This is a genomic window from Psychrosphaera saromensis, from assembly GCF_002954545.1.
In the GTDB taxonomy this organism is placed as follows: domain Bacteria; phylum Pseudomonadota; class Gammaproteobacteria; order Enterobacterales; family Alteromonadaceae; genus Psychrosphaera; species Psychrosphaera saromensis.
On record NZ_MSCH01000003.1, the window covers coordinates 1,663,500 to 1,686,803 of the forward strand.

The window sequence follows — 23,304 nt, forward strand, 5'->3', positions numbered from 1 at the left end:
TATTTGAATGAATGACATCATATTAGTAGAAGATGACTTAGATGATATATATTTTTTTAAAAGAGCGTGTGATTCAGTCACACCTAAACCCAATTTAATTACATTAAACGACGGAACCGAATTAATTACATACGTACAAGAAAATAACTGTTCAGGCAAAGTCATATTACTTGATTTAAACATGCCAAAGATGGGCGGGTTAGAAGCATTACGTAAGTTAAATGAACTCGATAAAATCAATCAATTAGTTATTATTGCTTATACGACATCGGATCACGCAATCGATATCAAGACTGCATACCAACTAGGCGTGAAGTCATATTTGACGAAACCAGACAATTTACCGCAACTAATTAATTTAGTGGATCATATTTCACAATACTGGTTTAAGCTCAATTTAACGTTAAAGGAATAGAAATGAGAAGTGAGCTAACAATTTATCTATTAGAAGATAATAGCGATGATGTTTATCTATTTAAGAAGTTGTTGGAAAACGACAATGCCATCAAATATTCTACTTTAGAGACCGATAGCTTAACCGAGCTGAATAAAATGATAGATTCGTTAGTGCCTGACGTTTTAGTTATCGATTTAAATATTAGTGAGTCGTTAGGATTAGAAACATTAGTTGCTGTTCGCAAGTTTAGTTTGGATATACCAATAATTGTATTAACGGGGAATGATGATGCATTGGGTATTAAAGCTATCCAATTAGGTGCTCAGGACTATTTATTAAAAACGGAAATAACCCCGTCGTCATTAAAACGAGCGATTCAATTTGCCCGTGAAAGGCTTATTTTGTATACCGCACTTAGTCAGTTAGCCACACGTGACAAATTAACTATGTTACATAACCGTGCTGCCTTTGACGAACGCCTGGAAGGCGTTGAATCTGACTTTCAGCGTTACCAAGTTAAGTATTCAATATTAATGATAGATATCAATCACTTTAAACCGATTAATGACTCTTATGGTCACCTGGTTGGCGATAAAATTTTGCAGCATATTGCACATAGATTACAGATGTTTAATCGTGCTTGTGACTTTGTTGGCCGTTTTGGTGGTGATGAGTTTGTACTGATAGTGCCTAAGCTCGATAGCAAAGAAAAATTGCATGATTTCATCGACAATAAAAGAAAGGTATTGAACGATCAATATGCGATTCAAACCATATCTGATGAAGTGGTTAATATTCCAATCACGGTTTCTATTGGTGGTGCTATTCGTGGTCTTGATGGACTTTGCCCTAAAGAGCTAATTAGTATTGCAGATAAAAACATGTATAAAGACAAGCCCTCAGCTTAGGCGCATCAACTTAGCTATTAGCTCTCATGTATTGTCATAGGTTACAAAGAGGCTGAAGGTTAATAGCTAGCTCGTTTGTTGAAGGCTAGCTGTTTTTGCTTTTAACAGGGTAATTAATTGCTCTGGATTAATCTCTATTTCTAGCCCTCTTTGGCCTGCACTGACATAAATATTGTTATGCTGTAAGGCTGAATTATCAATAACCGTAACTAAGCGTTTTTTTTGTCCAAAAGGACTCACGCCTCCTAAAATATATCCGCTAGAACGTTCTACGACAGCAGGCTCTGCCATTACAATCTTTTTACAGCTGATTAGTTTTGCCACGCTTTTTAGATTCAATTTTGCAGCCACGGGAATAATAGCCACAACCAACTGTTGTTTTTCGGTACTGACCACTAACGTCTTAAATACTTGTTGTTCAGGTAAGTTCAATTTACTCGCTGCTTCTAATCCATAGGATTGGGCATTTACATCGTGTTGGTAATTAAGAACCTGGTGGAGGATGTTGTACTTTTTTAAGTAGTCGATGGCTGGCGTCATTTAATTTCCAGTTATTGTCGTTAACGAGTATTAATTTAGCGTATTAAGCTTGGCATTTAAAGTGATTGAATTATACTGTGAATATTAACAGCTAACTTGTAAGACAAGGATGCCAGTCATGAATCCACTATCAACTGATTTAAATCCAGCAGGGCTTAATCCAAAAGAGCTCAGCCCAATCAAACAAACATTACTGCAATACTTTGGTTTTTCCGAATTCCGATTAGGCCAAGAACCTGTGATTAACGCAGTGGTGAGTGGACGTTCTAGCGCAGCTATATTCCCAACGGGGTCAGGCAAAAGTCTGTGTTATCAATTGCCCGCGCTGCATATGCCAAATTTAACCTTGGTTATCTCTCCACTTTTAGCGTTAATGCAAGATCAGATAAGTTTTTTAAACAGCAAAAACATTCCAGCTGCTAGCATCGACTCTAGTTTGTCCCGTGAGCAAGTTAATCAAATAATGCAGGATGTAAGAGCAGGCCACATTAAAATATTAATGGTGGCAGTAGAGCGTTTAAAGAATGAACGTTTTAGACATTTCCTACAAAGCATAGCTATATCATTATTAGTGGTGGATGAAGCGCATTGTATCTCTGAGTGGGGTCATAACTTTCGTCCCGATTACCTAAAGCTGCCACAATATCAAAAAGACTTTAATATACCGCAAGCCTTATTATTAACGGCCACCGCCACACCTCAAGTAATTGAAGATATGGCGAACAAATTTAATATCCAGCGAGAAGATGTAACAGCCACTGGCTTTTACCGCCCTAATTTAGATTTAAGCGTTGAAGCGGTAAGTGATAAAAATAAGTTGTTTTTCTTAGAAAACTGGCTGCTACACGAAGCCAGATACAAACCCGCATTTAATCATAATATTCGAGATAAAAAAGATAGAACGGCCAGTATAGAGCCGACTATAGTTTATGTGACTTTGCAGCAAAGCGCAGAAGTTGTAGCTGGATCATTGGCTAAAGCTGGTTTTAATGCAAAAGCCTATCATGCGGGAATGAACAGTGAGATACGCCAGGTTATTCAAAGTGACTTTATGGCGGGTAATACGGATATTATCGTGGCAACAATAGCCTTTGGTATGGGCATAGATAAAAGCAATATTCGTCACGTTGTGCATTATGACTTACCTAAATCAATTGAAAACTATTCTCAGGAAATCGGCCGTGCAGGGCGTGATGGACAAAAATCTGATTGTTTAGTTTTGGTGAATCGCGACAATATTAGCGTATTAGAAAACTTTATATACGGTGATACGCCAGAATACGCCGGTATCGAACATGTGCTGCAAGATATTAATCAAAACAAACAAAACGGTAAGTGGGAGTTTCAACTTTATACCTTGTCTATGGAAGCCAATATTAGGCAGTTACCGTTAAAAACCTTATTAGTTTATTTGGAAATCCAAGGCTTGATACAGCCTATGTATTCTTATTTTGCTGAATATAAATTTAAGTTGCTGGTGGATGAACAAGTCTTGTTATCGCAATTTAACGGCGAAAGGTTATCTTTCGTTCAAGCCATTTTACAATATTCACAACGCGCAAAAACCTGGTGGACAGCAGACATAGATGCAATTTGTCAGCAATACAAAACTGATAATGCAATTAACGACAGAGCTCGTGTGGTTAAAGCATTAGAGTACTTTGATGAAAAGGGTTGGATAGAATTACAAGCCAAACAAATTACAGAAGTGTATCGAGTTAATGTAGAGCAGATAAACGTAGCTCAGCAAAGTCAAAACTTAACCAGTTACTTTGAACAAAAGCAACAAGGCGAAGTAGCTAAAATTCATAATATGCTGCAAATGTTTGAACAAAATAAATGCATAACCCATCAATTGGCGACTTATTTTGGTGATAACCAAGTGCCTCTTCAATGTGGGCATTGTAGTGTGTGTGCAGGCCATCAAGTTATCATTCCTCAACCTGTTGGAAGAGTGCCATTGGAGCAAACCCGCGTCCATCAGTTAGCCAAAGAATTTGTAGATCATTATTACGCTAAATTCTCCAGTCAGCCGTCTTTGGTATTAACAACACGTTTCCTATGTGGAATAACCACACCAATTTTTACTAAATTAAAAGCCAGAAGTATTAACGGTTTTGGTCAGTTAGCTGAATATCCTTATGCTGAAATTCAACAAATGTTGAGCACTAATATTTAACTAGGGGAAATCCCTATAAAACTGAATGACGATTGTTTGTATTTGAGATTTAAAAATAGTTCTGTTATAAAACAGCCGTTTAAAATCATTAAACTTTCATTTATAGGGAATTAGAAGTATGAAATCACTCGTTATATTAGCCTTGTTGCTTTTACCTTTCGTATCACATTCAGCAGAAATGGATGATCAAACGGTTGTGGAAATACCACAAGGTTGGGCTATTAATCTTCAGTTGGGGTTGGCATCTTTAAATCCTGAATTAAGCTCTCAAGGGATTGGTGATAGCGCATCAAGCTTTGGTCTGTCATTTGATAAGCTGAATGATGATATATACATGAGCTTTTTAATTAACGTTTTAAACTTAGACGACAATGAAGGTTACAGTGAAGAGGTTGTAGGCACTAGTTATAGTAATTCAGGTCAACGTTCAACTGCAAAATCGAACGCCTCAGCATCATTGCTAGGCGCCGCAGTCGGTAAAGCTTGGTTTGTAAATAACAATAAAACGATGCTTTACGCTCAAGGTGGTTTTAACTTTGTAGCAGAAGCGTCACGTAATATACCTAATTGCTCTAATTGTGGAGGAACAGATCTAAATATTGATAGTGGGTTGTTTACTCGTTTTGGCGCAAATATTTTTCTTGATAATGCAATTATCGGTGTATTTTCAATTGTTTCTTTAACTGGCGATATTGACAATAATTTTGGAATCTCAGTTGGATTTCAATATTAAATGTTAAGCATTGAAAAACTTAAGTTTACTTAAAACATAAAAAAAGCCCACATTATGAATGTGGGCTTTTTTATATTTATAACTTAAATAAAGTTTTGTTACAGGAAAATTAAAACCCACACTCTTTTTCAAACACCATCAGTTCTTCTGTGTCAGGATGTTTTATTTCTAATCTTTGTGCGTGCAATAACAATCTATCTGCTTGTTTAATAATGTCTTCAGGTGCATATAAACGGTCGCCAAGAATAGGGTGGCCTAACTCTTTTAAATGCACACGTAATTGATGACTACGGCCGGTAATTGGAATTAACTTAACTCTACTCCAATCATTTCCATCTGTGTTGCCACGTTCTAATACTTCATAATGCGTTAACGATTGTTTACCATTTTCGTAACAAACCATTTGTTTTGGACGATTTGGCCAGTCACAAATTAATGGCAAGTCGATACTGCCTTTGTCTTGCTCAATGTGGCCAGAAGCGACGGCGATATAAAACTTATTGGTTGCACGCTCGGCAAATTGGCGGTTTAAAAAACGCAGTGCCTCTTTGTGCATCGACATCACAATAATGCCAGATGTCATCATATCTAGCCTGTGAACTATGCCTGCATTTGGCCAAACTGTCTGTACACGCAACATTAAAGAATCAAAGTGCTCTTTGTGTCTACCTGGTACCGACAGTAATCCACTTGGTTTATTCAGCGCCAGTATATGTTCATCTTGATATAAAATGTCGATGTACGGGTCAGTCGGTGGATTATATTCCAACAATGCCACAGGCAATTATCCTTGTGTTACAACAATTAAGCGTATGGCGTCTAAGCTAACTTGTGCCATTTCAATTTCTTTTACTGAGTTATCAATCTGCTGCTGTAAGAAGTTAATCTCTTCATCACGAATCGCCGGATTAACTTTTTGTAATGCAGTTAATCTGTTTAACTCTTGTTGGCGGTTAGTTAACATCTTGTCTTTAGCGTCTAACTTTATTTCAGTAGCGTGCGTCGCGGCTATGGCTTCACTCTTTTCAACAAGTACGCCTATCTCTTCTTTTAATGCTTTAATTAATTGTAATGACATTGTTTTTTTAGCATTTTTAAGCATTTTATCTAACGAGCCTTGTTTCACTTTGTCGGCTAAATTATTACCATTTTTATCCAACAATAAACGGATAGCGGTATTTGGCAAAAAGCGATGAAGTTGCAGTGATTTTGGCGCTGTGGTGGACACCACAAAGCTAGCTTCAAGCAAAATAGTACCTGGTGCTAGTTGTTTATGAGGTAATAAACACACTGAGCTATTACCCAACTCACCAGAGGTAAGCATATCTAATACGCCAATAACCATAGGGTGTTCCCAACTCATAAAGTGTTGGTCTTCTTGTGATAATGCCGTTTCGCGGTCAAAACAAACCGTCATGCCATCTTCTAGCAAACTAGGGAAGTGGTCATTTAACATGTGTTCGCCTGGATGCAATATAGTACTAAATGTGGCTTTCTCTTCTTGCTGAACGCCAAATTGATCCCAGACTCGGCCCATGTAAGTCATTAACTCTGTGGAGTCATCCATTTCATCAATTTCTTGGCATATCTGTTTAGCTTTTTCGCCACCGCTTGAATTAAGTTCAAGTAAGCGGTCGCGGCCATTTTCAACATCTTGTTTTAATTCTAAGTTTCTAACATGACAAGCGTTAATTAAGTCGGCTTGGGTATCTTGTTCTGATCTATTTAACAGCACGTCAGATATTTGTTGTTTAAATTCTTCGGCCACAATACGTGCTGTGGTTGACGTTTGTTCAAACGCATTAAAGCTATTTTGGAACCAATTGAACAAATTCTCTTGTGCGCTGTTGATTAAATATGGAACGTGAGTTTTTACCGTTTCTGTTTGACCAATACGATCCAAGCGGCCAATACGCTGCTCTAGCAAGTCAGGGTTAGCGGGTAAATCAAATAACACTAAATGATGAGCAAACTGGAAGTTACGGCCTTCAGAGCCTATTTCAGAACAAATTAACGCTTGTGCGCTATTTTCTTCATCGGCAAAATAAGCGGCAGCTTTGTCTCGTTCAATTATGGTCATGCCTTCGTGGAATACGGTGGACTTTAACCCTTCTTTTTCAAACAGAGCATCATCTATCTTCATCGCGGTTTCAGCATGAGCACAAATCACTAAAACTTTTTCGCCTTTGTTTTCTAGTAAGAAATTACAAAGCCACTGAACTCTAGGATCTAAATTCCACCATGCATTATTTTCCGTAAAAGATTCTGTCACGCCACTGTCGTGTTGAGTCTCTGGTTGCAAGCCCATAAACGTCGTACCGTTTGGATAACCCTCTGGAGCAGTTAGCGGATAAGGCGTTACGCTACGTTCTGGAAATCCTTTAATACCTTGACGACTATTCCTGAACATAATTCGGCCAGTACCGTGACGGTCTAACAAGTCAGAAATTAAGGTTTGTGCTAATTCAGTTTTATCTGAGCTCGCTTGATAGTCGTCTACGTTTTTAATACTACTACTGTCATTTAATAAACCAGATAAAACCTTATACTGCTCACTGGATAATGCTTGTTCAGATACTAATGCATTAGCGATTTCTGCAATTTGTTGGTAATGACTTTCTTCTTGTTTAAATTTTTCATAATCATGGAAACGGTTTGGATCTAACAATTGTAAACGAGAGAAGTGTCCAAAGTGACCTAATTGATCAGGCGTGGCTGTTAATAGCACTAAACCTTTAGTTTGCTGTCCAATTGTTTGCACGTGAGTGTATAACTGTTGAATTTCAGAATGTGCATTATTCAACGTTGACTCATTTTCAGGAGTAATATGATGTGCTTCATCCACAACAACCAAATCCCATTGGCTTTGTAATAATGCTTTTTGCCATTTTTCATCACGAGATAACCATTCCTGGCTAATAAGAATTAACTGTTCGCTATCAAATGGCGATACCGCGTCTTCTTCTTCCCCTGCGGTTTCTAATTCAGCTTGGCAGCGTTGGTCGTCGAAGATGGAGAAATGTAAATTAAAGCGGCGTAACATTTCGACTAACCATTGATGTTGTAAACTCTCAGGCAGTACTAACAATACGCGCTGTGAGCGGCCACTAATTAATTGCTGATGGATGATCAAACCGGCTTCAATGGTTTTACCTAAGCCCACTTCGTCGGCTAGCAACACTCTTGGCGCAAAACGTTTACCTACGGTGTCGGCAATAAATAACTGATGAGGTATCAAGCTAACTCGAGCGCCTTGTAAGCCTTGCAAATTCGATGACTCTAATTCTGCTTTATGCTGATGGGCTTCCATTCTTAATGAAAACCATTGGCTACGGTCAAAGTTACCTGTGTATAAACGAGCTTCTGGTGTATTTAATTTAATGTGATGGTCGAGCATGATCTCTTTTACTGAGACATCTTCGCCTGTGTCGGTACGCTTACCTTTATAAATTAGTGTGTTTTGCATTTCTTCAACATGCTCAACAACAAATTTAAACTCTTCCAAGGAAGATAAGGTTTCACCCGCTGAGAATTCGACACGCATTAATGGAGCTTGGTCTTGGGCGTAATTTCTTGTTTCATCCGCCGCAGGAAACAGGACTTGAACAAATCGAGTGTCCACTTGGATAATGGTACCTAAACCTAAATTATTTTCGGCTTGACTTACCCAACGTTGACCAATTGCAAAATTCATTAATGAAACTCCTAGAATACCCAGATTACACCGCTTTTGAGGGCGCGTATTGTACTTGCCTTAACGAACAATTACAGTAATTAATTTAGTTAACACAAACGTGACAAACTATTACTGTTAACGATAGGTCAGAATCAATGAATTTGATTTAAAATAGAACAATATTATTCTAAATAATAGAAGTGCAGGGCGATTTGTATCGAACCAATTTACTGGAGACGTTGTAGGTAAGAAACCATCTGTGTTATTGCCGCTTTTATTACACTGCAATAACACATGTTTTTGATAGGTTACAAAGAATAGCCTTTTACTATATTTGCCAGTGAGGTCGCTGTATTTTTCAACTCATGGCTTTCTTTGGTTATTTCTTCCATATTGGCGGCGGTTAACACACTAATTGAACTTGCTTCTTGGATACCTGTATCGACTTCATTGGTGCTATTTTGTTGCTGCTCTGTAGCGCTTAGTATTCTCTCATTCATTTGTTCTATTTGAACAACAGACAAAGACATAGTCTCTAACGCTTCTTTAATATTAATGTTTTCATCAACACATACTTTTGTTCTGCTGATGTTTATTTCCATATTTTTTCCAGAACTTAACACGCTCTGTTGAATACGTTCCACAATGGACTCAATATCGCCTGTCGATTTTTGCGTTCTAATTGCCAAGGTTCTTACTTCATCTGCAACAACAGCAAAACCACGACCAGTTTCACCTGCTCTTGCCGCTTCAATGGCCGCATTGAGAGCGAGTAAATTTGTTTGATCAGCAATGCCTTTAATTACTTCAAGCACTTTACTAACCTCGGCGCTGCTTTCTGTCAGCTCACTAATATTTTCAGATGTTTTGGTAATAGAAGATGAAAGTTCGTTGATACTGTGCAGTGTTTTTTCCGATACATCTTTGGTGTGCTGTACATTGTTAGAAACATCTTTGGATACGTCAGACGCATCATGGGCTTCATTTACAATCGAATTTGTGAATGACCTAAGTTGCTCCGTTTTTTCTGCTGCACCGTTAATAATAGTGTTTTGTTTTTCAATGTTTTGATTAATGTTAACAATATTACGCTGTGCGTTGTCGGTGGCATCCGTTAATTCTTTTGCTGAGCTTGCAACCATACGTACCATGTCTTGTAGCGTGGTCATAAACAAATTAAATTTTAAAGCTACTTGAGTAATCTCGTCATTACCAATTACTTTCATACGTTGACTTAAGTCTCCTTTTCCGTCAGCTAACTTTGCCATAAATGCATGTAGAGTTTGGATAGGGAGGGTAATAGAGCGCGTAACGACTAGCGTAAGTGCAATGCCAGCAATAAGAACCAGCGTGACTATGATAATGGCAAAAGTAATCGAATTGTTCACATCTTCGATGGCCATTAACTGTTTTTCTTTCCCCATATCAATGGTTTGTTTTATGACATTGGCGAGTAATAACTGTAAGTCACTTTCAACTTTATCTAGGTAAGCGTCTGCGGGAATAACCGCTAATCCTTGCCCGGCAATAATACTTAACTGTTCGTCGCGCCATAAAGCCGAAACATTAATAACTTCATTGATCATTTTTAATGTTTCAGCAGAGGTAGATAGTTGTTTTAATGTGGAAAAGTCGTCCATCATTAGGTTGTATTTGTTATGGACAGTGTCAGTGACTTCTTTGTTGTCATAAGGTTGGATTTTTAATTTTATCCGGTCTATAAAGCTTTTCAGGTCACGAAAACCATCCCAAGCTTCACGCGCATGGTCGACTTGGCTTAATGTGATATTAGAGGTACTAATTGTTTGATTACTCAAACTGTAAAGCTGATAAGAAAGTATGATAGCTAACAGTATTGAAATACTGTTCATTAAGGAAAAGCTAAGTAATATGCGTTTATAAATACTCATGAATATGTCCTATTGCGGTAAAATCGGAAGTGACACAACCATCGCAGGCCCAGTCAGAGTATGTAAAAACTCAATGATATCTTGCATTTCTTGAGCATTCAGAGCGATTGGTGACATAAGTGGGCTGAGAGATGGTCTTGGCATGCCGCCGCTAATATAATGCACAATAACGCTTTCTAAAGATGCAAGGCTTCCGTCATGCATGTAAGGTGCACGTTCGTTAATATTCCTCAGTCCTGGAGTTTTAAAGGCGTGTTTATCGTATTCTTGTTGTGTTAGTTCGTAGCGACCTAAATCCACGCTGTCGAATACACCAGCATCATGAAATTTATTATCGGTAAAGTTCCAACCTGTATGACATGTGGAGCATTGAGCTTTACCGTTAAAAAGACTGAATCCATTTTTTGCCGAATCACTAATCGCGTCTTCTTCACCATTTACCCATAAATCAAAAGGGGCTTGAGAAGAAACTATTGTTCTTTCGTACGTGGCAATTGCTTTTGAAATGGTTTCTTTGCTTATGCCCTTTGACGGAAATGCTTTTTCAAACCAGTCTCTATAACCTTCAATTTTACTTAAGCGTTGAATCGCTTCCTGTATAGGTAGGTTCATTTCTACATTACTTTCTATTGGACCTAGAGCTTGCTCTTCTAGTGTGGCGGCTCGGCCATCCCAAAAAAACGGTTCTACCCATGCCATATTTAATACTGTGGGTGCGTGTCTTGGTAACTCTTGTGCTTGAGCGCCAACGGCTTTGGCTCTTGGAACTTCCCAACCGAAGGAAGGATTATGGCAAGAGCTACAATTTAGGTTTTCATCTTTACTTAATCTTGGATCAAAAAATAACATTTTACCTAACATGGCTTTGGTTGCTGAATATTGATTATCTGCTGGGAAGGGGATGCTATCAGGGCGTTTGTACTGTTGTTTTAAAGCAGTTATATCTGCTAAGGCACTGAATGGAATAACTAAAATCAATAGCAGTTTGACTAGGAGGCTATACTTCATGAAAATTCTTAACCCTTTAATTAATATTAAACATCGTGAGTTTAGTAGACAAAACGACTTAATGTATATTTAAAGACCTGAGTAACAATGAAAAAATTTCATCAAACATTCATATTTATTGGCTACATTTATATTAAGCACTGATATTTATTTAAAGGGCGATATATGAAAAAACAACAAGAAAGTAGCGCTGATAAAAAATTATTTGTTTTAGACACCAACATATTACTGCACGACCCCCATGCATTTTTCAATTTCCAAGAACATGATGTATTAATTCCAATGACCGTATTGGAAGAGCTTGACCATATTAAAGATCGTAACAAAGATGTATCCCGCGATGCACGTGTGGCTATTCGTTCATTAGAAAACACCTTACAAGATGTAACTCCAGAGTTAATGATTGCAGGTGTGCCGCTTAACCGAGGGGATTTAAAAGACAGTACAGTGACTGGGCATCTTCTTATTTTAAACGATCACCATATTAATCCAGAAGTGTCAGGTTTACCTGGTGGTGAAAATGACAATAAAATTATAAACGCGGCGTTATTTCTACAAAAAAAATACAGTCAAAAAAATGAGCCGGATGTCACCGTTGTTCTGGTTACCAAAGACATTAACATGCGATTAAAAGCTAAAGGTGCAGGGTTAAAACATGTTGAAGACTATAGAACCGATCAGCTAATTGATGACATACGTTTCCTTACCAAAGGTTATGAAGAGTTTGAAGGTGACTTTTGGCAAAACGTTGCTGCAGTTGAAACAACCACAATAGGCCGAGACACCACACATTCAGTTAAAGCGGAGAATTTAGAAAATACATTTATCAATGAATATTTACTGGACGATAAATCTGACTTTGCAGCACGTGTGGTAAAAAAAGACGATGATCATATCGACTTACTTGATTTAGGCCGACAGCGTCTGCTTGCTAGAGAAGCTTGGGGAATTAAACCTAAAAACATTTATCAGGGAATGGCACTTAATGCCTTACTTGACCCCAATATAGAACTGGTTATTTTAACCGGCCCTGCTGGCTGCGGAAAGACCTTGCTGGCGTTAGCTGCTGCACTTGAGATGGTGGTGGAACAAGGTATTTACGATAAAATATTAGTGACGCGTAATACGCCAGAAATCGCGGAGTCGATAGGTTTTTTACCGGGAACGGAAGAAGAAAAAATGGCACCTTGGTTAGCTGCGATTACGGACTCGTTAGAAGTGCTGCATAAAAACGATGAGAACCCGAGCTCTAGCCTTAATTACATTATGGAAAAAGCCAACATCCAGTTTAAGTCCGTTAACTTTATGCGCGGTCGCAGTATACAAAATGCAGTGGTGTTGTTAGATGAATGTCAGAACTTAACCGCATCACAATTAAAAACAATTATTACTCGCTGCGGTGAGGGGACTAAATTAGTGTGTTCAGGCAACTTAGCGCAAATTGATAGTAACTATCTTACCGCGGTAACTTCAGGATTAACTTATATAGTTGAGAGATTTAAAAACTTTGAAGGCAGTGCAACTGTGAACTTAAACGGTGTTGTTCGCAGTCGTTTAGCGCAATTTGCGGAAGAAAATTTATAACGGTTAACGTGTATTTATATTAAAAATGGATGTTAGTGGCCGATTCACTCGGTCACTAACACAATATATACCTTGAAAATAAAACGAATAACTATCGATGGATTGGCTGTGCAAGAACTAGAAGGAGTTAATGACTTTCCTGTGGTAAATGGTCGTCAAACTGACTTCTAATCTCGTTAAAAAGATGGAACTTGTTAAAGAATATATCAATTAGTTCAGGGTCAAAGTGTTTGCCTTTTTGCTCATTAAGTAACTGAAATATCTGTTCATCGCTCCACGCTTCTTTGTAAACTCGATTACTACCTAATGCATCAAATACGTCAGCTATCGCGGTAATTCTTCCATATATATGGATGTTATCGCCCACTTTATTATTTGGATAACCTGTGCCATCCCATTTTTCATGATGCTCATAAGCAACAATAGCTGCGGCTTGTAAAATGTCTCTGTTACTACTGCGCAACATGTCGTAGCCTAATACCGCATGCGAGTCCATGATCTCGCGTTCATCCGCAGTAAGTGGCCCTGGTTTATTTAATATGGAGTCTGGTATTGCAACCTTTCCAATGTCATGCATTGGGCTGGCTTGTTTTAATATTTCAGACTCTTTTCTGGATAAGCCATATTCCACCGCTAATACTCTAGAATATTCCGCCACTCTTTTTACATGGTTGCCGGTTTCTTTTGAGCGGCTTTCACCAATAGCCCCCATCATAAAAATGATTTCTTTTTGAGTTTCTACAATATCTTTATTAAGACTACCAATTTCATACGCCATATTATTTAAGCTATCCATTAAATAGCCGATTTCATCAAAACTCGTGATTTTAAGATTAATATCATAATCACCATTACTTATTTTCTTTGTTGCTACGTTAAGTTCTTTAAATGAATGTTTGAATGTGGCCAATAACATTTCTGACAAACTCCAGCCAAAGGCGATGACGACAAATAACATAAAAAATAACACTGGATATTGATTGTTTATAAATACTGAATCTTCGGTGATCAGTAGGAAATAGATAATGATCCCAAATAAAGCGCAAGGAAATAATACAACGGCGAGAAAAAGCATCTGAATTTTATTTCTAAAACTTAGGGCTTTGTTTTCATGACTAAACATTGAGTTGTCATTTTTGAAAATTGATGTGAAAAATATTCTTTTATTGTAAATGTCTAAAGCAAAAAAGGTAAAGGCATAAGCCGCAACACTAATGGTTAATTGTACGGCCAGATTGGTGGTAATAAATCCACTGGATGGGATTAAATCTAAAAACACTAAAACCATGATTTGAAATATGGAAAAGAACCAACCGTATAAAATCACTTTAGATAAGGTGATAGGTAAGTTAATTATTTGTGTTTTAACTTGTTGTGAAATCTTTAATTCTTTGCTGCCAATAGCTTTAAGTAATGGGTAATGAATGTAAATTCCAGCCAGAATAGGCACTAAGTAAGCTGTAAGGTATAAGTATATAAATTCATTAATGAGCAATTCATGTGTGGTTGCTAGAGAGAAATTGGTTATGTCAGTCGTTGCTTGAATATGCGATGAGAATATTTGGTGGAAAAATAATAATAACCAAGTCATTAAAAAATTAATGGCTAAGACGATTAACACTACTGTCGACAGATGTTTGATCAGGATAATTTGTGTCTTATTTATTGCCATACTCTGAACATACTCATTTTTAATACTAAATCTGTAAAATTAAATGTTTAACAAGACATCACATCACCGGAAACTTATAGATGCTAGCCGCACACTCCACATGACTTTATTAAAGGAGTAGTAACTATAGCTTGCAAGGCTCTATTAGCAAATGTGTATTTGTCTGTTGGTCGCTGTGGTTTTAAGGAGATATTAGGAAAATGATAAGATTGATTATTGCGGAACTAAATTACTGCTGCTCTAGGGCAGTAAGTAGATACTCTCGTAATGTATTTAGGTTGGCATCGTAACTTTTACGATGAGGTAATATCATATTTAGTGGTGAGTTTTCTTTTTCAAACTCAGGTAACAAAGGGATTAAACGTCCAGCTTCAATATCCTGGATAACATCAAACCCTGTCTTATAAACAATCCCAGCCCCTTTTAATGCTAATCGGCGAAGGTAGTCGCCGTCATCGGATAAATGTTTCCCCGTTACTTTTACTGAAAATACCTGTTTGTTTTGAAAGAAGCGCCAGATATCCGTTAGGTTATCGTCACCGGTAAAGTGCAAACAATTATGTTGTCGTAAATCTTCAGGTTTTAATGGGGTACCGTGCAAAGCTAAATACTCTGGAGATGCACATAAGATTCGAGTGTTGTTTCTTATTAAAGGTAAAGATATTAAAGATGAGTCGTTTGGCTCACCGTAACGTAAAGCCGCATCAACGGTTTGCGAGTAAAAGTTGGCATACTTATCACTTAAGCGCACTTTTAGTTTTATATCTGGATATTGAATTTGAAACTCACAAAGGTGTTCCATAAGAATATTGCGGCCAAAGTCTGACGGTACCGATAAGGTCATGCTTCCTTGTAAGCTATTGAGCTGAACTGACTGTTTCCCTTGAGTTAAGCTCTCCAGCGCTTTTCTGGCGTGAGGCAAAAAGTTATGACCGGTTTGCGTTAAGGTTAAACTGCGGGTAGAACGTTGTATTAAACGGGTGTCTAAATCTAGCTCTAGCCTTTTTAGCGCGGCACTTGCAGCCGCAGGGGTTACTGATAATTCACGTGCTACTGCAGATAAGTTACCTAGCTCGCTTGCGAGTACAAAAACCTTAACGTCAAAAAATTTCATGGTTATTTTCAAAATTTAATTGAAAGTGAATTCGATTTTACCACCATTATCAAAAATAATTTATCTTTTATACTGCTAATTCATAATCAGAGGAGATTAAGTTATGTCATTAAAACGTTCATTTTTATTCACGGTATTTACGGTAGCAGTTTCTTTGTTATCTAGTGTGTCAGCTAATGCGGCTGATTTTGCAAAAGCGCCTTTTGAAAAAGAGTTGTTTGATAAATTACAAGCTAACGGCGAAGTTGTGCTTGTTGATGTATATGCACCTTGGTGTCCTACTTGTAAAAAACAACAGAAAGTAATTGGTCAGTATTTTTCTGCCAACCCAGAAAGCAAAGTTAAAGTCTTAGTTGTTGATTACGACAATCAAACTGAGTGGGTTAAATATTTTAAAGCGCCACGTCAATCAACCTTATATTTATATAAAAATGGTGAACAAAAGTGGTTTAGTGTTGCTGAAACTCGCAAAGAAAAAATCTTTGCCGCAATAGACTCAGCCGTTAAATAATATGGACTTGGTCGCTATTCCATTAGCATTCCTTGCTGGGGTGCTAAGTTTACTATCCCCATGTGTATTACCAATGATACCCGTTGTTGCCAGTTCTGCTGTTCGCAGTTCTCGTAAAGGGATCATAATGTTAGCACTTGGCCTTAGCCTTTCATTTGCGTTGGCGGGGACTTTACTCACCTTTGCACTGATAAGTTTAGGCTTGTCACCTGAAGTCTTAAGGTACTTTTCTGCGAGTTTATTATTATTCATTGCTGCTGCAATATTAATACAGCCGATTGGTGATTGGTTAACCCTTAGGTTGTCTTTATTGATGAGTCGTTTGCCAAATCATAACGTGCAAGGCGACGGTGTTTTAACACAATTTGCCGTAGGTGCTTCGTTAGGATTAGTTTGGTTACCTTGTGTTGGGCCAACGTTGGGAGCCGCTATTGCGTTAGCATCTACAGGGCAAAGCTTAGGGTCTGCATTTTTAGTCATGTTGGCATTTGGTATTGGAACCGCGATTCCTTTAATTGGCTTTAGTTTGTTAGTGCGAAAATCATTAAGCAAATGGGCGACTAAGGCATCAGTAGCCAAAAAAGTTATGGGGGTATCATTGATACTGTTGTCCTTGATAATCTTTACTGGCTTTGACCGTACACTAGAAATGTTAGCTTTAGATATCATGCCTGAATGGCTATACAACATATAAAATAGAAAGAGTAGAAAATGAAAGTTAAGTTATTTATTATCTGCACTTTGTTGGCGCTGATCACAACGCCTTCAATCGCAAAAGAAAGTCTACAGAATGAACAGAAAGCCTTACCTAAAGTTATCTTTTTTGATGTTAACCAAACATTATTAGACTTAAGTAATGTCGCTAAGTCGGTGACGGTTGCCTTGAAAGGCAGAGATGATCTGGTAAGTAGTTGGTTCACAACTATGTTGCATTACTCTTTAGTGAGCAATGCGATTAACGATTACCATCATTTTGGTGAAATTGGCGTAGCGGCTTTGCAATTGGTGGCTAAGCAAAACAATATTCCATTAACTGAAAATGAAGCTAAGCTGGCTATCCAAACACCATTTAGAGACTTACAGCCACATCTTGATGTTGTTATGGGATTGAAAAAATTTAAAGACAGCGGCATTAAATTAATAACCCTGACTAATTCGTCAGATGCGGGTATTGCAAGCCAACTTAAAAATGCGAAATTAACTGAGTATTTTGAAGGCTCATTAACTGTGCAGCATTTACAGGTTTTTAAACCAGACTTACGAGTATATAAATGGGCGCTAGAACAAATGAATGTGGACGCCGCTGATGCAATGTTAATTGCAGCACATACGTGGGACATTGCCGGAGCTGCTAAAGTCGGCATGCAAACGGGTTTTATAGCACGTCCTGGTCAATATGAATTTGAATTGGTCGATAAAGCCGATTACGCGGCACCTGATTTAATTCAATTAGCGGATAAAATTCTAACTCGCTAATTTCCCCCCGCAGGCCAGTAAATTTACTCTGCTTAAGATAATCCTGCACCTTGCTAAGGTGTGGTTTTTTTTATATTAATATCTGTGACACAGCAAGTTAAACGTAAAATCAAAATCAACTCATACTTTTCTTGATACTATTTAGTCTCATTGTTTATCTCTAGCTTTTCATCTCCAATTTTTACTTCATTTGCAGCTATCGTTAAAATTTGTAAACTTTTGCCTCTTTTTAAGTAAGCTAAACGCTACTATTTATAAATAGCCAAATTAGCTCCTATTGGTTTTATTGTTTTTTTTGCTGTTACAATATGATTTTAGAGCTATTCTTCCTTTTGCTTCTTTCATGTATCCAACTATAGGACAATTATTCATGGGTCATAATCACTCTCATCATCATGGGCATTCTCACTCTCACCATGGGCACTCGCACGATGGCAAATTAAGTATTGCTGTGTTCATTAATATTTTATTAACGGTAGTACAAATTATAGGTGGATTAGTTTCAGGTAGCCTATCGCTTATCGCAGATGCGCTGCATAACTTAAGTGATGCAGGCGCGATTGTTATTGCTATTGTGGCTAGGAAAGTTGCTAGACGACCCGCCAGTAAAGAAATGACCTATGGCTTTAAACGTGCCGAAATTTTAGGTGCGTTAATCAATAGTACAACCTTGATCATTGTGGGTTTGTATTTGGTTTACGAGGCCGTATCTAGTTATTTTAACCCTGAGCCGATAGACGGTTGGATAGTCGTTTGGATAGCAACAATTGCATTGTTGATCGATACCGCAACAGCATGGTTAACGTATAAGTCGGGTGCGAAAGATAACTTAAATTTGAAAGCCGCTTTTATTCATAATTTATCAGATGCGTTTGCATCAGTCGTGGTGATTGTGGCTGGTACTTTGATCATTCTATATCAGTGGTATGTAGTGGATTTAATTGCCACAATCGCTATCTCTATTTATGTTATTTACCACGGTTTATCATTAGCAAAACAAAGTATTAATATTTTAATGCAGGCTGCACCAGAGGGGATTGATGTTGATGAGCTATGCAATCAAATTGAGTCGTTAACAAATATAGAAAAAGTACATCATATTCATGTTTGGCAACTTGATGATAACGAAACCTTGTTAGAAGCGAGTTTGTCATTACAAGAACAAGCCAGTTCCGGCAGCCTATTGCAAGTTAAGCAATTGTTGGCAATGCAGTATGCTATTAAGCATTCAACTATTGAGATTGTATTTGATAAAGGCACTGAAGAAGGTAATTGTTACCAATTAGGTTAATCTAGCTAAATAAATAAGCCGCTGTAAGCTCAAAAAAAACTGGGGCTGCATAGTGAGTTTATTAAATGTTTAAGTCGACAATTTCGGTGAAAAGCATGTTATATCTTAATAAAGTAGTTAAACATGTAGATAAAATTAGATACTATGCTCAACAATAAAGATTGTCAGTCTTATGCTTAGTTATGCACCTAAGCGGACTATGTAAAATAAAAGCAATCGTAGAATAAAAACAATAAAATAATGAAATTTAAGGGGAAGCTTCAATGTCTGTAATTGAAAGAGAATCAATGGACTTTGATGTCGTGATTGTCGGTGCGGGACCAGCTGGTTTGTCAGCAGCGATAAGATTGATGCAAAAAGCACAAGAAAATGAACAAGAGTTAATGGTCTGTGTGGTAGAAAAAGGCTCTGAAGTTGGCGCTCATGTATTATCAGGTGCTGTATTTGAACCTAAAGCGTTAGACGAATTAATTCCAGATTGGAAAGAAAAGGGCGCACCTTTAAACACAAAAGTCAGTCATGACGAAGTTTATTACTTACGCGGTGATGCAGCTTCAACAAAAATCCCTAGCTTTTCATTCCCAAAAACAATGCACAATAACGGTAACTATATCGTTTCGATGGGAAATGTTTGTCGCTGGTTAGCTGAGCAAGCTGAAGCGATGGGCGTTGAGATCTTTCCAGGCTTTCCTGCATCAAAAATATTATACGACGAGCAAGATAACGTCGTTGGTATTCAAACGGGTGATATGGGATTAAATGAAGCTGGAGAGCAAAAAGATTCATTTATGCCGGGTATGGAACTAAGAGCAAAATACACAATTTTTGCTGAGGGTTGTCGTGGCCATTTAGGTAAAGAGTTAATTAACAAATATCAATTAGATGCCGACAAGTCGCCACAGCATTATGGACTTGGTTTCAAAGAAATTTGGGATGTCCCCGCTGAGCAACATCAAGAAGGTTTAGTTATCCATTCTGCAGGTTGGCCGTTAACCGGTGAGCTAAGTGGCGGTGGTTATTTATATCACGCAGAAGGCAATCAAGTTGTTTGTGGTTTGATTATCGACCTTAATTACCAAAACCCTAATGTGAGCCCGTTTGACGAGTTTCAGCGTATGAAACATCATCCAATATTCGCTAAACACTTAACTGGCGCTAAACGCATTGCGTACGGCGCTAGAGCCATTGCCAAAGGTGGTTTAAATTCGTTACCTAAGATGTCGATGCCAGGTGGTTTTTTAGTGGGTTGTAATGCGGGTACGCTAAATTACGCAAAAATTAAAGGTAATCACGCAGCGATGAAATCTGCGATGATCACTGCGGAAGTTATTGCTGATGCGTTAAAAGCAGGCGATGAAGGTCAGTCTGATTTAACTCAATTACAAGATAAGTTTGAGCAAAGTTGGTTGTATGACGAATTAAAATCAAGCCGTAATTTTGGCCCAGTAATGCACAAACTCGGTGTGTTCTTAGGTGGCGCTTATAATACGCTCGACCAAAATTGGTTTGGTGGTAAATTGCCATTTAACTTTACCGACAACACGCCAGATCATGCCAATATGAAGCTTGCTGGAGAATGCTCAAAACCTGATTACAGTAAGCCAGATGGCAAACTGAGCTTTGACCGTTTATCGTCAGTGTTTTTGTCTAATACTAACCATGAAGAAGATCAGCCTGTTCATTTGCAACTCGCGGACCCTACAATTCCTTTAGTTAATTTAGAGAAATTTGATGAGCCAGCACAACGTTACTGTCCTGCAGGCGTTTACGAATTTGTTAAAAGTGAAACTGGTGAAAACCAATTCCAGATTAACTCACAAAACTGCGTACATTGTAAAACTTGTGATATAAAAGACCCGGCCCAAAATATTACCTGGGTAACACCTGAAGGTGGTGGCGGTCCTAATTACCCAAATATGTAATAATTCATATAAGGAAATTAGATCAGCAAAAAAAGGCGCAAAAGCAGCGCCTTTTTTTATTTTTAGTAGTATAAAACTGGTACTTTCTTTAAGTAGGCACAGTGATAATTAAGATAACGAATGAAGATTAAATCAATAATGGTTCCGGCAAAAATTAATGCAGCGCCTGAATCAAACTTTAAGCAATTACTCAATGAGATGTTAGTTAATAATCATTCATGTGGATTAATTGGTTATGGCAGTAAATTACATGGCATGGTGGTCGCACGCGATATCATGTTGATGTGTCAGCAATCATTTAATAATGAGAACTGTTTTCCTTCGCCAGAATTAACGGTTGCTGATGTGATGCACTCTAAACCTTTCTGTTTGCACCAAGATACCTCGGTTTATGAGGCATTAGTGACCGCTAAAGTCAATCAACTAAAAAACTTACCTGTGGTTGACGATGACGACAATCTAGTTGGGATCATATCTCAAACCGAACTCCTAAATACTTATATTGATTTGATGGACTTGGACCAAGCACTAAGAAAAACAAATAAAAAATTAGAGTCATTAGCGCTAGAAGACGCACTAATGAAAATTGGTAGCCGTCATGCCATGGAAATTGATTTAAAGTACAAACAAGCTGAGGCGAAACGCAATAAGTCGTCTTATGCTATTGCCTTGATAGATGTCGATTTTTTCAAAAACTACAACGATCATTATGGCCATCAATTAGGTGATAAAGCATTGCAGTCCGTTGCTAAAATCATCAAAAAAGTTAAGCGTAAATCAGATAGAGTTTATCGCTACGGCGGTGAAGAAATATTAATTATCATGAATGATATTGAACAGGAAGGTGCCCATCTTGCTGCTGAGCGAATAAGAGCGGCGATTGAACAGGCTAATATCGAACACTTAGGCAGTAAATTAAATGTGCTAACGGTTAGTATTGGCTTGTGTAGCCAAAAAGCAGGTTCCTGGAAAGACATGGTTAAATTAGCAGATCTTGCGCTTTATAAAGCCAAACAAGAGGGAAGGAATCGCGTTTTATAGTGTTGTTAGCATATAGCCTAATATACCTAGTAAAAATCCACAAACTGCACCCATAGGTGGGAAATAGTGATTCTTTAACCTAACCTGAGGTGCAATATCTTGAAATACTACATATAAAATCCCACCGGATGCAAAAATCATAATAATTGATAACAATTCAGGATCTTCAACCAGCCATAAATATCCAGCCACAGCACTCAATGGCCCAAGCAATGAAAATAAACTAAATAGAATAATGATTTTTGTTGCTGAGTACGCACTTGTTTTTTTTAGTTCAGTAAAAGCATTAAATCCCTCTGGAATATTTTGCATTGCGATCATCGCTGCGAGTAATAACGCCAGTTCTTGATTGATGGTAAAGGTTGCGCCAAGCGCTAAAGATTCAGGCACAAAATCACTCAGCATTGCCAGTAATTGACTTGCTGATGTTTTAACTTTCTGCTGTAAAATATCTAGTCCCATAAACAACAAAGCACCTAAGCTAAACCAAAGTGCAGTACTGGGTAAAGATAAGCTACGACTGCCTTCTGGGACTAAAACTAGACTTACCGCCGACAACAAAGCACCACCGCCAAATGCCACAATAAAATGTTGGAATTCACTTTGTAAAATTCTACTTTTAATAAACTTCCTGCTTGCCAGAAAAGCGCCAAGAGGCATCGCTAAGCCAGCGAGTAGAGTTAATATAATGACCGTTATGAGTGGAAGCATAAATACAAATTCTTAAATTCTCTTATTGCCTTATCATACCGTATGAACTGGCATTGTATTGGTTGATTTTAATCTTAAGAAATAAATAATTACATTTAAAGCTTGAATATAGGAAAGAAATCTACAATATTAGTTAGACGAGTCTTATTTAAGTTTTAATTCAGGAGGTAAGTGCAATGTTATTTAAACTATTATTTGTTTTCGCTTTTGTATTAAGCACTTTTTCTGGAAAAGAAATTGAACTCAGTGGCGAGCATAGTTTAACTTCAGCGGATTCAAGCTTAGTGACGGTTGATGGAATATCAATTCCTGACTTTGACTTAGATGACCCGTTTGCTGTCGATAATGCACGTGTTAGCTTTATTGCTGATTATTATACTCAGTCGGCTTCAAGCTACTCTCAGCCATACCTTCCACTACAACACTTTGAAAATACCAAATCAAGAGCTCCCCCAACTCTACATTCATAAATCAAACTAAATGTTTTAAAAATCAGACGTTTTACCTTTTAGTAAAATGTTATAGATAAAGTTCAGTGATCAAAATTTAAAATAAAAGTTATGTAATAGGCTGCTTAATAAACCATTTAAAGCACCATTATCGTATTCAATCTGTTAAATAACAGAATTAC

Annotated in this window: 20 protein-coding genes; 12 read left to right on the forward strand and 8 right to left on the reverse strand. The window is 37.7% G+C overall.

What is annotated here, in order from left to right:
- Nucleotides 1–7 precede the first annotated feature (7 nt).
- Nucleotides 8–415, forward strand: coding sequence for a response regulator (locus tag BTO11_RS07635; RefSeq protein ID WP_105052045.1), 408 nt, complete (start codon nt 8–10; stop codon nt 413–415).
- Nucleotides 416–417: 2 nt separating this feature from the next.
- Entirely contained in the window at nt 418–1,305 is an 888-nt protein-coding gene (locus BTO11_RS07640; RefSeq protein ID WP_105052046.1) for a GGDEF domain-containing protein, read from the forward strand.
- Nucleotides 1,306–1,371: 66 nt separating this feature from the next.
- Here the strand turns inward: BTO11_RS07640 and ybaK are convergent, their stop codons facing one another.
- Nucleotides 1,372–1,845, reverse strand: coding sequence for a Cys-tRNA(Pro) deacylase (gene ybaK / locus BTO11_RS07645; RefSeq protein ID WP_105052047.1), 474 nt, complete (start codon nt 1,843–1,845; stop codon nt 1,372–1,374).
- Nucleotides 1,846–1,963: 118 nt separating this feature from the next.
- Here ybaK and BTO11_RS07650 point away from each other — a divergent pair, with 118 nt between their 5' ends.
- Complete coding sequence (locus BTO11_RS07650) at nt 1,964–4,024, forward strand: RecQ family ATP-dependent DNA helicase (RefSeq protein ID WP_105052048.1); 2,061 nt, start codon at nt 1,964–1,966, stop codon at nt 4,022–4,024.
- Between the two features lie 118 nt (nt 4,025–4,142).
- The gene (locus tag BTO11_RS07655) at nt 4,143–4,757 is read left to right on the forward strand and encodes a hypothetical protein (protein ID WP_105052049.1); all 615 of its coding nucleotides are present in this window, start codon (nt 4,143–4,145) and stop codon (nt 4,755–4,757) included.
- Between the two features lie 109 nt (nt 4,758–4,866).
- Here BTO11_RS07655 and rluA read toward each other — a convergent pair whose 3' ends face one another.
- The 4 genes from rluA to BTO11_RS07675 all read right to left on the reverse strand — a co-directional run bounded on the left by rluA (nt 4,867) and on the right by BTO11_RS07675 (nt 11,351).
- Nucleotides 4,867–5,535, reverse strand: coding sequence for a bifunctional tRNA pseudouridine(32) synthase/23S rRNA pseudouridine(746) synthase RluA (gene rluA / locus BTO11_RS07660; RefSeq protein ID WP_219846461.1), 669 nt, complete (start codon nt 5,533–5,535; stop codon nt 4,867–4,869).
- Nucleotides 5,536–5,541: 6 nt separating this feature from the next.
- Nucleotides 5,542–8,451: an RNA polymerase-associated protein RapA gene (gene rapA, locus BTO11_RS07665; RefSeq protein WP_105052050.1), complete on the reverse strand. Its 2,910-nt coding sequence runs from the start codon at nt 8,449–8,451 to the stop codon at nt 5,542–5,544.
- Between the two features lie 290 nt (nt 8,452–8,741).
- Complete coding sequence (locus tag BTO11_RS16485) at nt 8,742–10,343, reverse strand: methyl-accepting chemotaxis protein (protein WP_105052051.1); 1,602 nt, start codon at nt 10,341–10,343, stop codon at nt 8,742–8,744.
- Nucleotides 10,344–10,352: 9 nt separating this feature from the next.
- Nucleotides 10,353–11,351, reverse strand: a complete 999-nt coding sequence (locus BTO11_RS07675; RefSeq protein WP_105052052.1) for a cytochrome-c peroxidase — start codon at nt 11,349–11,351, stop codon at nt 10,353–10,355.
- Between the two features lie 165 nt (nt 11,352–11,516).
- On the opposite strand from BTO11_RS07675, the gene BTO11_RS07680 reads away from it, so the two are divergent.
- Nucleotides 11,517–12,935: a PhoH family protein gene (locus BTO11_RS07680; protein WP_105052053.1), complete on the forward strand. Its 1,419-nt coding sequence runs from the start codon at nt 11,517–11,519 to the stop codon at nt 12,933–12,935.
- A 127-nt stretch (nt 12,936–13,062) separates the two neighbouring features.
- On the opposite strand, the gene BTO11_RS16605 is transcribed toward BTO11_RS07680, so the two are convergent.
- Nucleotides 13,063–14,607 carry an HD domain-containing phosphohydrolase gene (locus BTO11_RS16605; protein ID WP_105052054.1) on the reverse strand — a complete coding sequence of 515 codons (1,545 nt, stop codon included), beginning with the start codon at nt 14,605–14,607 and terminating at the stop codon, nt 13,063–13,065.
- 229 nt (nt 14,608–14,836) lie between these two features.
- On the reverse strand, nt 14,837–15,721 hold the full coding sequence (locus tag BTO11_RS07690; RefSeq protein WP_105052055.1) for a LysR family transcriptional regulator: 885 nt from the start codon (nt 15,719–15,721) through the stop codon (nt 14,837–14,839).
- Between the two features lie 103 nt (nt 15,722–15,824).
- Between BTO11_RS07690 and BTO11_RS07695 the strand changes: the two genes are divergently transcribed.
- From BTO11_RS07695 to BTO11_RS07720, 6 genes are all read left to right on the forward strand, one after another.
- Complete coding sequence (locus tag BTO11_RS07695) at nt 15,825–16,232, forward strand: thioredoxin family protein (protein ID WP_105052056.1); 408 nt, start codon at nt 15,825–15,827, stop codon at nt 16,230–16,232.
- Between the two features lies 1 nt (nt 16,233).
- Nucleotides 16,234–16,926, forward strand: a complete 693-nt coding sequence (locus tag BTO11_RS07700) for a cytochrome c biogenesis CcdA family protein (protein WP_105052057.1) — start codon at nt 16,234–16,236, stop codon at nt 16,924–16,926.
- A 17-nt stretch (nt 16,927–16,943) separates the two neighbouring features.
- Nucleotides 16,944–17,708, forward strand: coding sequence for a haloacid dehalogenase type II (locus tag BTO11_RS07705; protein ID WP_105052058.1), 765 nt, complete (start codon nt 16,944–16,946; stop codon nt 17,706–17,708).
- A gap of 370 nt (nt 17,709–18,078) precedes the next feature.
- Nucleotides 18,079–18,999: a cation diffusion facilitator family transporter gene (locus tag BTO11_RS07710; protein WP_105052059.1), complete on the forward strand. Its 921-nt coding sequence runs from the start codon at nt 18,079–18,081 to the stop codon at nt 18,997–18,999.
- A 287-nt stretch (nt 19,000–19,286) separates the two neighbouring features.
- Entirely contained in the window at nt 19,287–20,921 is a 1,635-nt protein-coding gene (locus BTO11_RS07715) for an electron transfer flavoprotein-ubiquinone oxidoreductase (RefSeq protein ID WP_105053699.1), read from the forward strand.
- Between the two features lie 120 nt (nt 20,922–21,041).
- Nucleotides 21,042–21,962 (forward strand): diguanylate cyclase, encoded by a 921-nt coding sequence (locus BTO11_RS07720; RefSeq protein WP_105052060.1) that lies wholly within the window; start codon nt 21,042–21,044, stop codon nt 21,960–21,962.
- Here the strand turns inward: BTO11_RS07720 and BTO11_RS07725 are convergent.
- Nucleotides 21,957–22,673, reverse strand: a complete 717-nt coding sequence (locus BTO11_RS07725; RefSeq protein WP_105052061.1) for a ZIP family metal transporter — start codon at nt 22,671–22,673, stop codon at nt 21,957–21,959. The genes BTO11_RS07720 and BTO11_RS07725 overlap by 6 nt on opposite strands.
- A 176-nt stretch (nt 22,674–22,849) precedes the next feature.
- Between BTO11_RS07725 and BTO11_RS07730 the strand changes: the two genes are divergently transcribed.
- The gene (locus tag BTO11_RS07730; protein ID WP_105052062.1) at nt 22,850–23,143 is read left to right on the forward strand and encodes a hypothetical protein; all 294 of its coding nucleotides are present in this window, start codon (nt 22,850–22,852) and stop codon (nt 23,141–23,143) included.
- Nucleotides 23,144–23,304 lie beyond the last annotated feature (161 nt).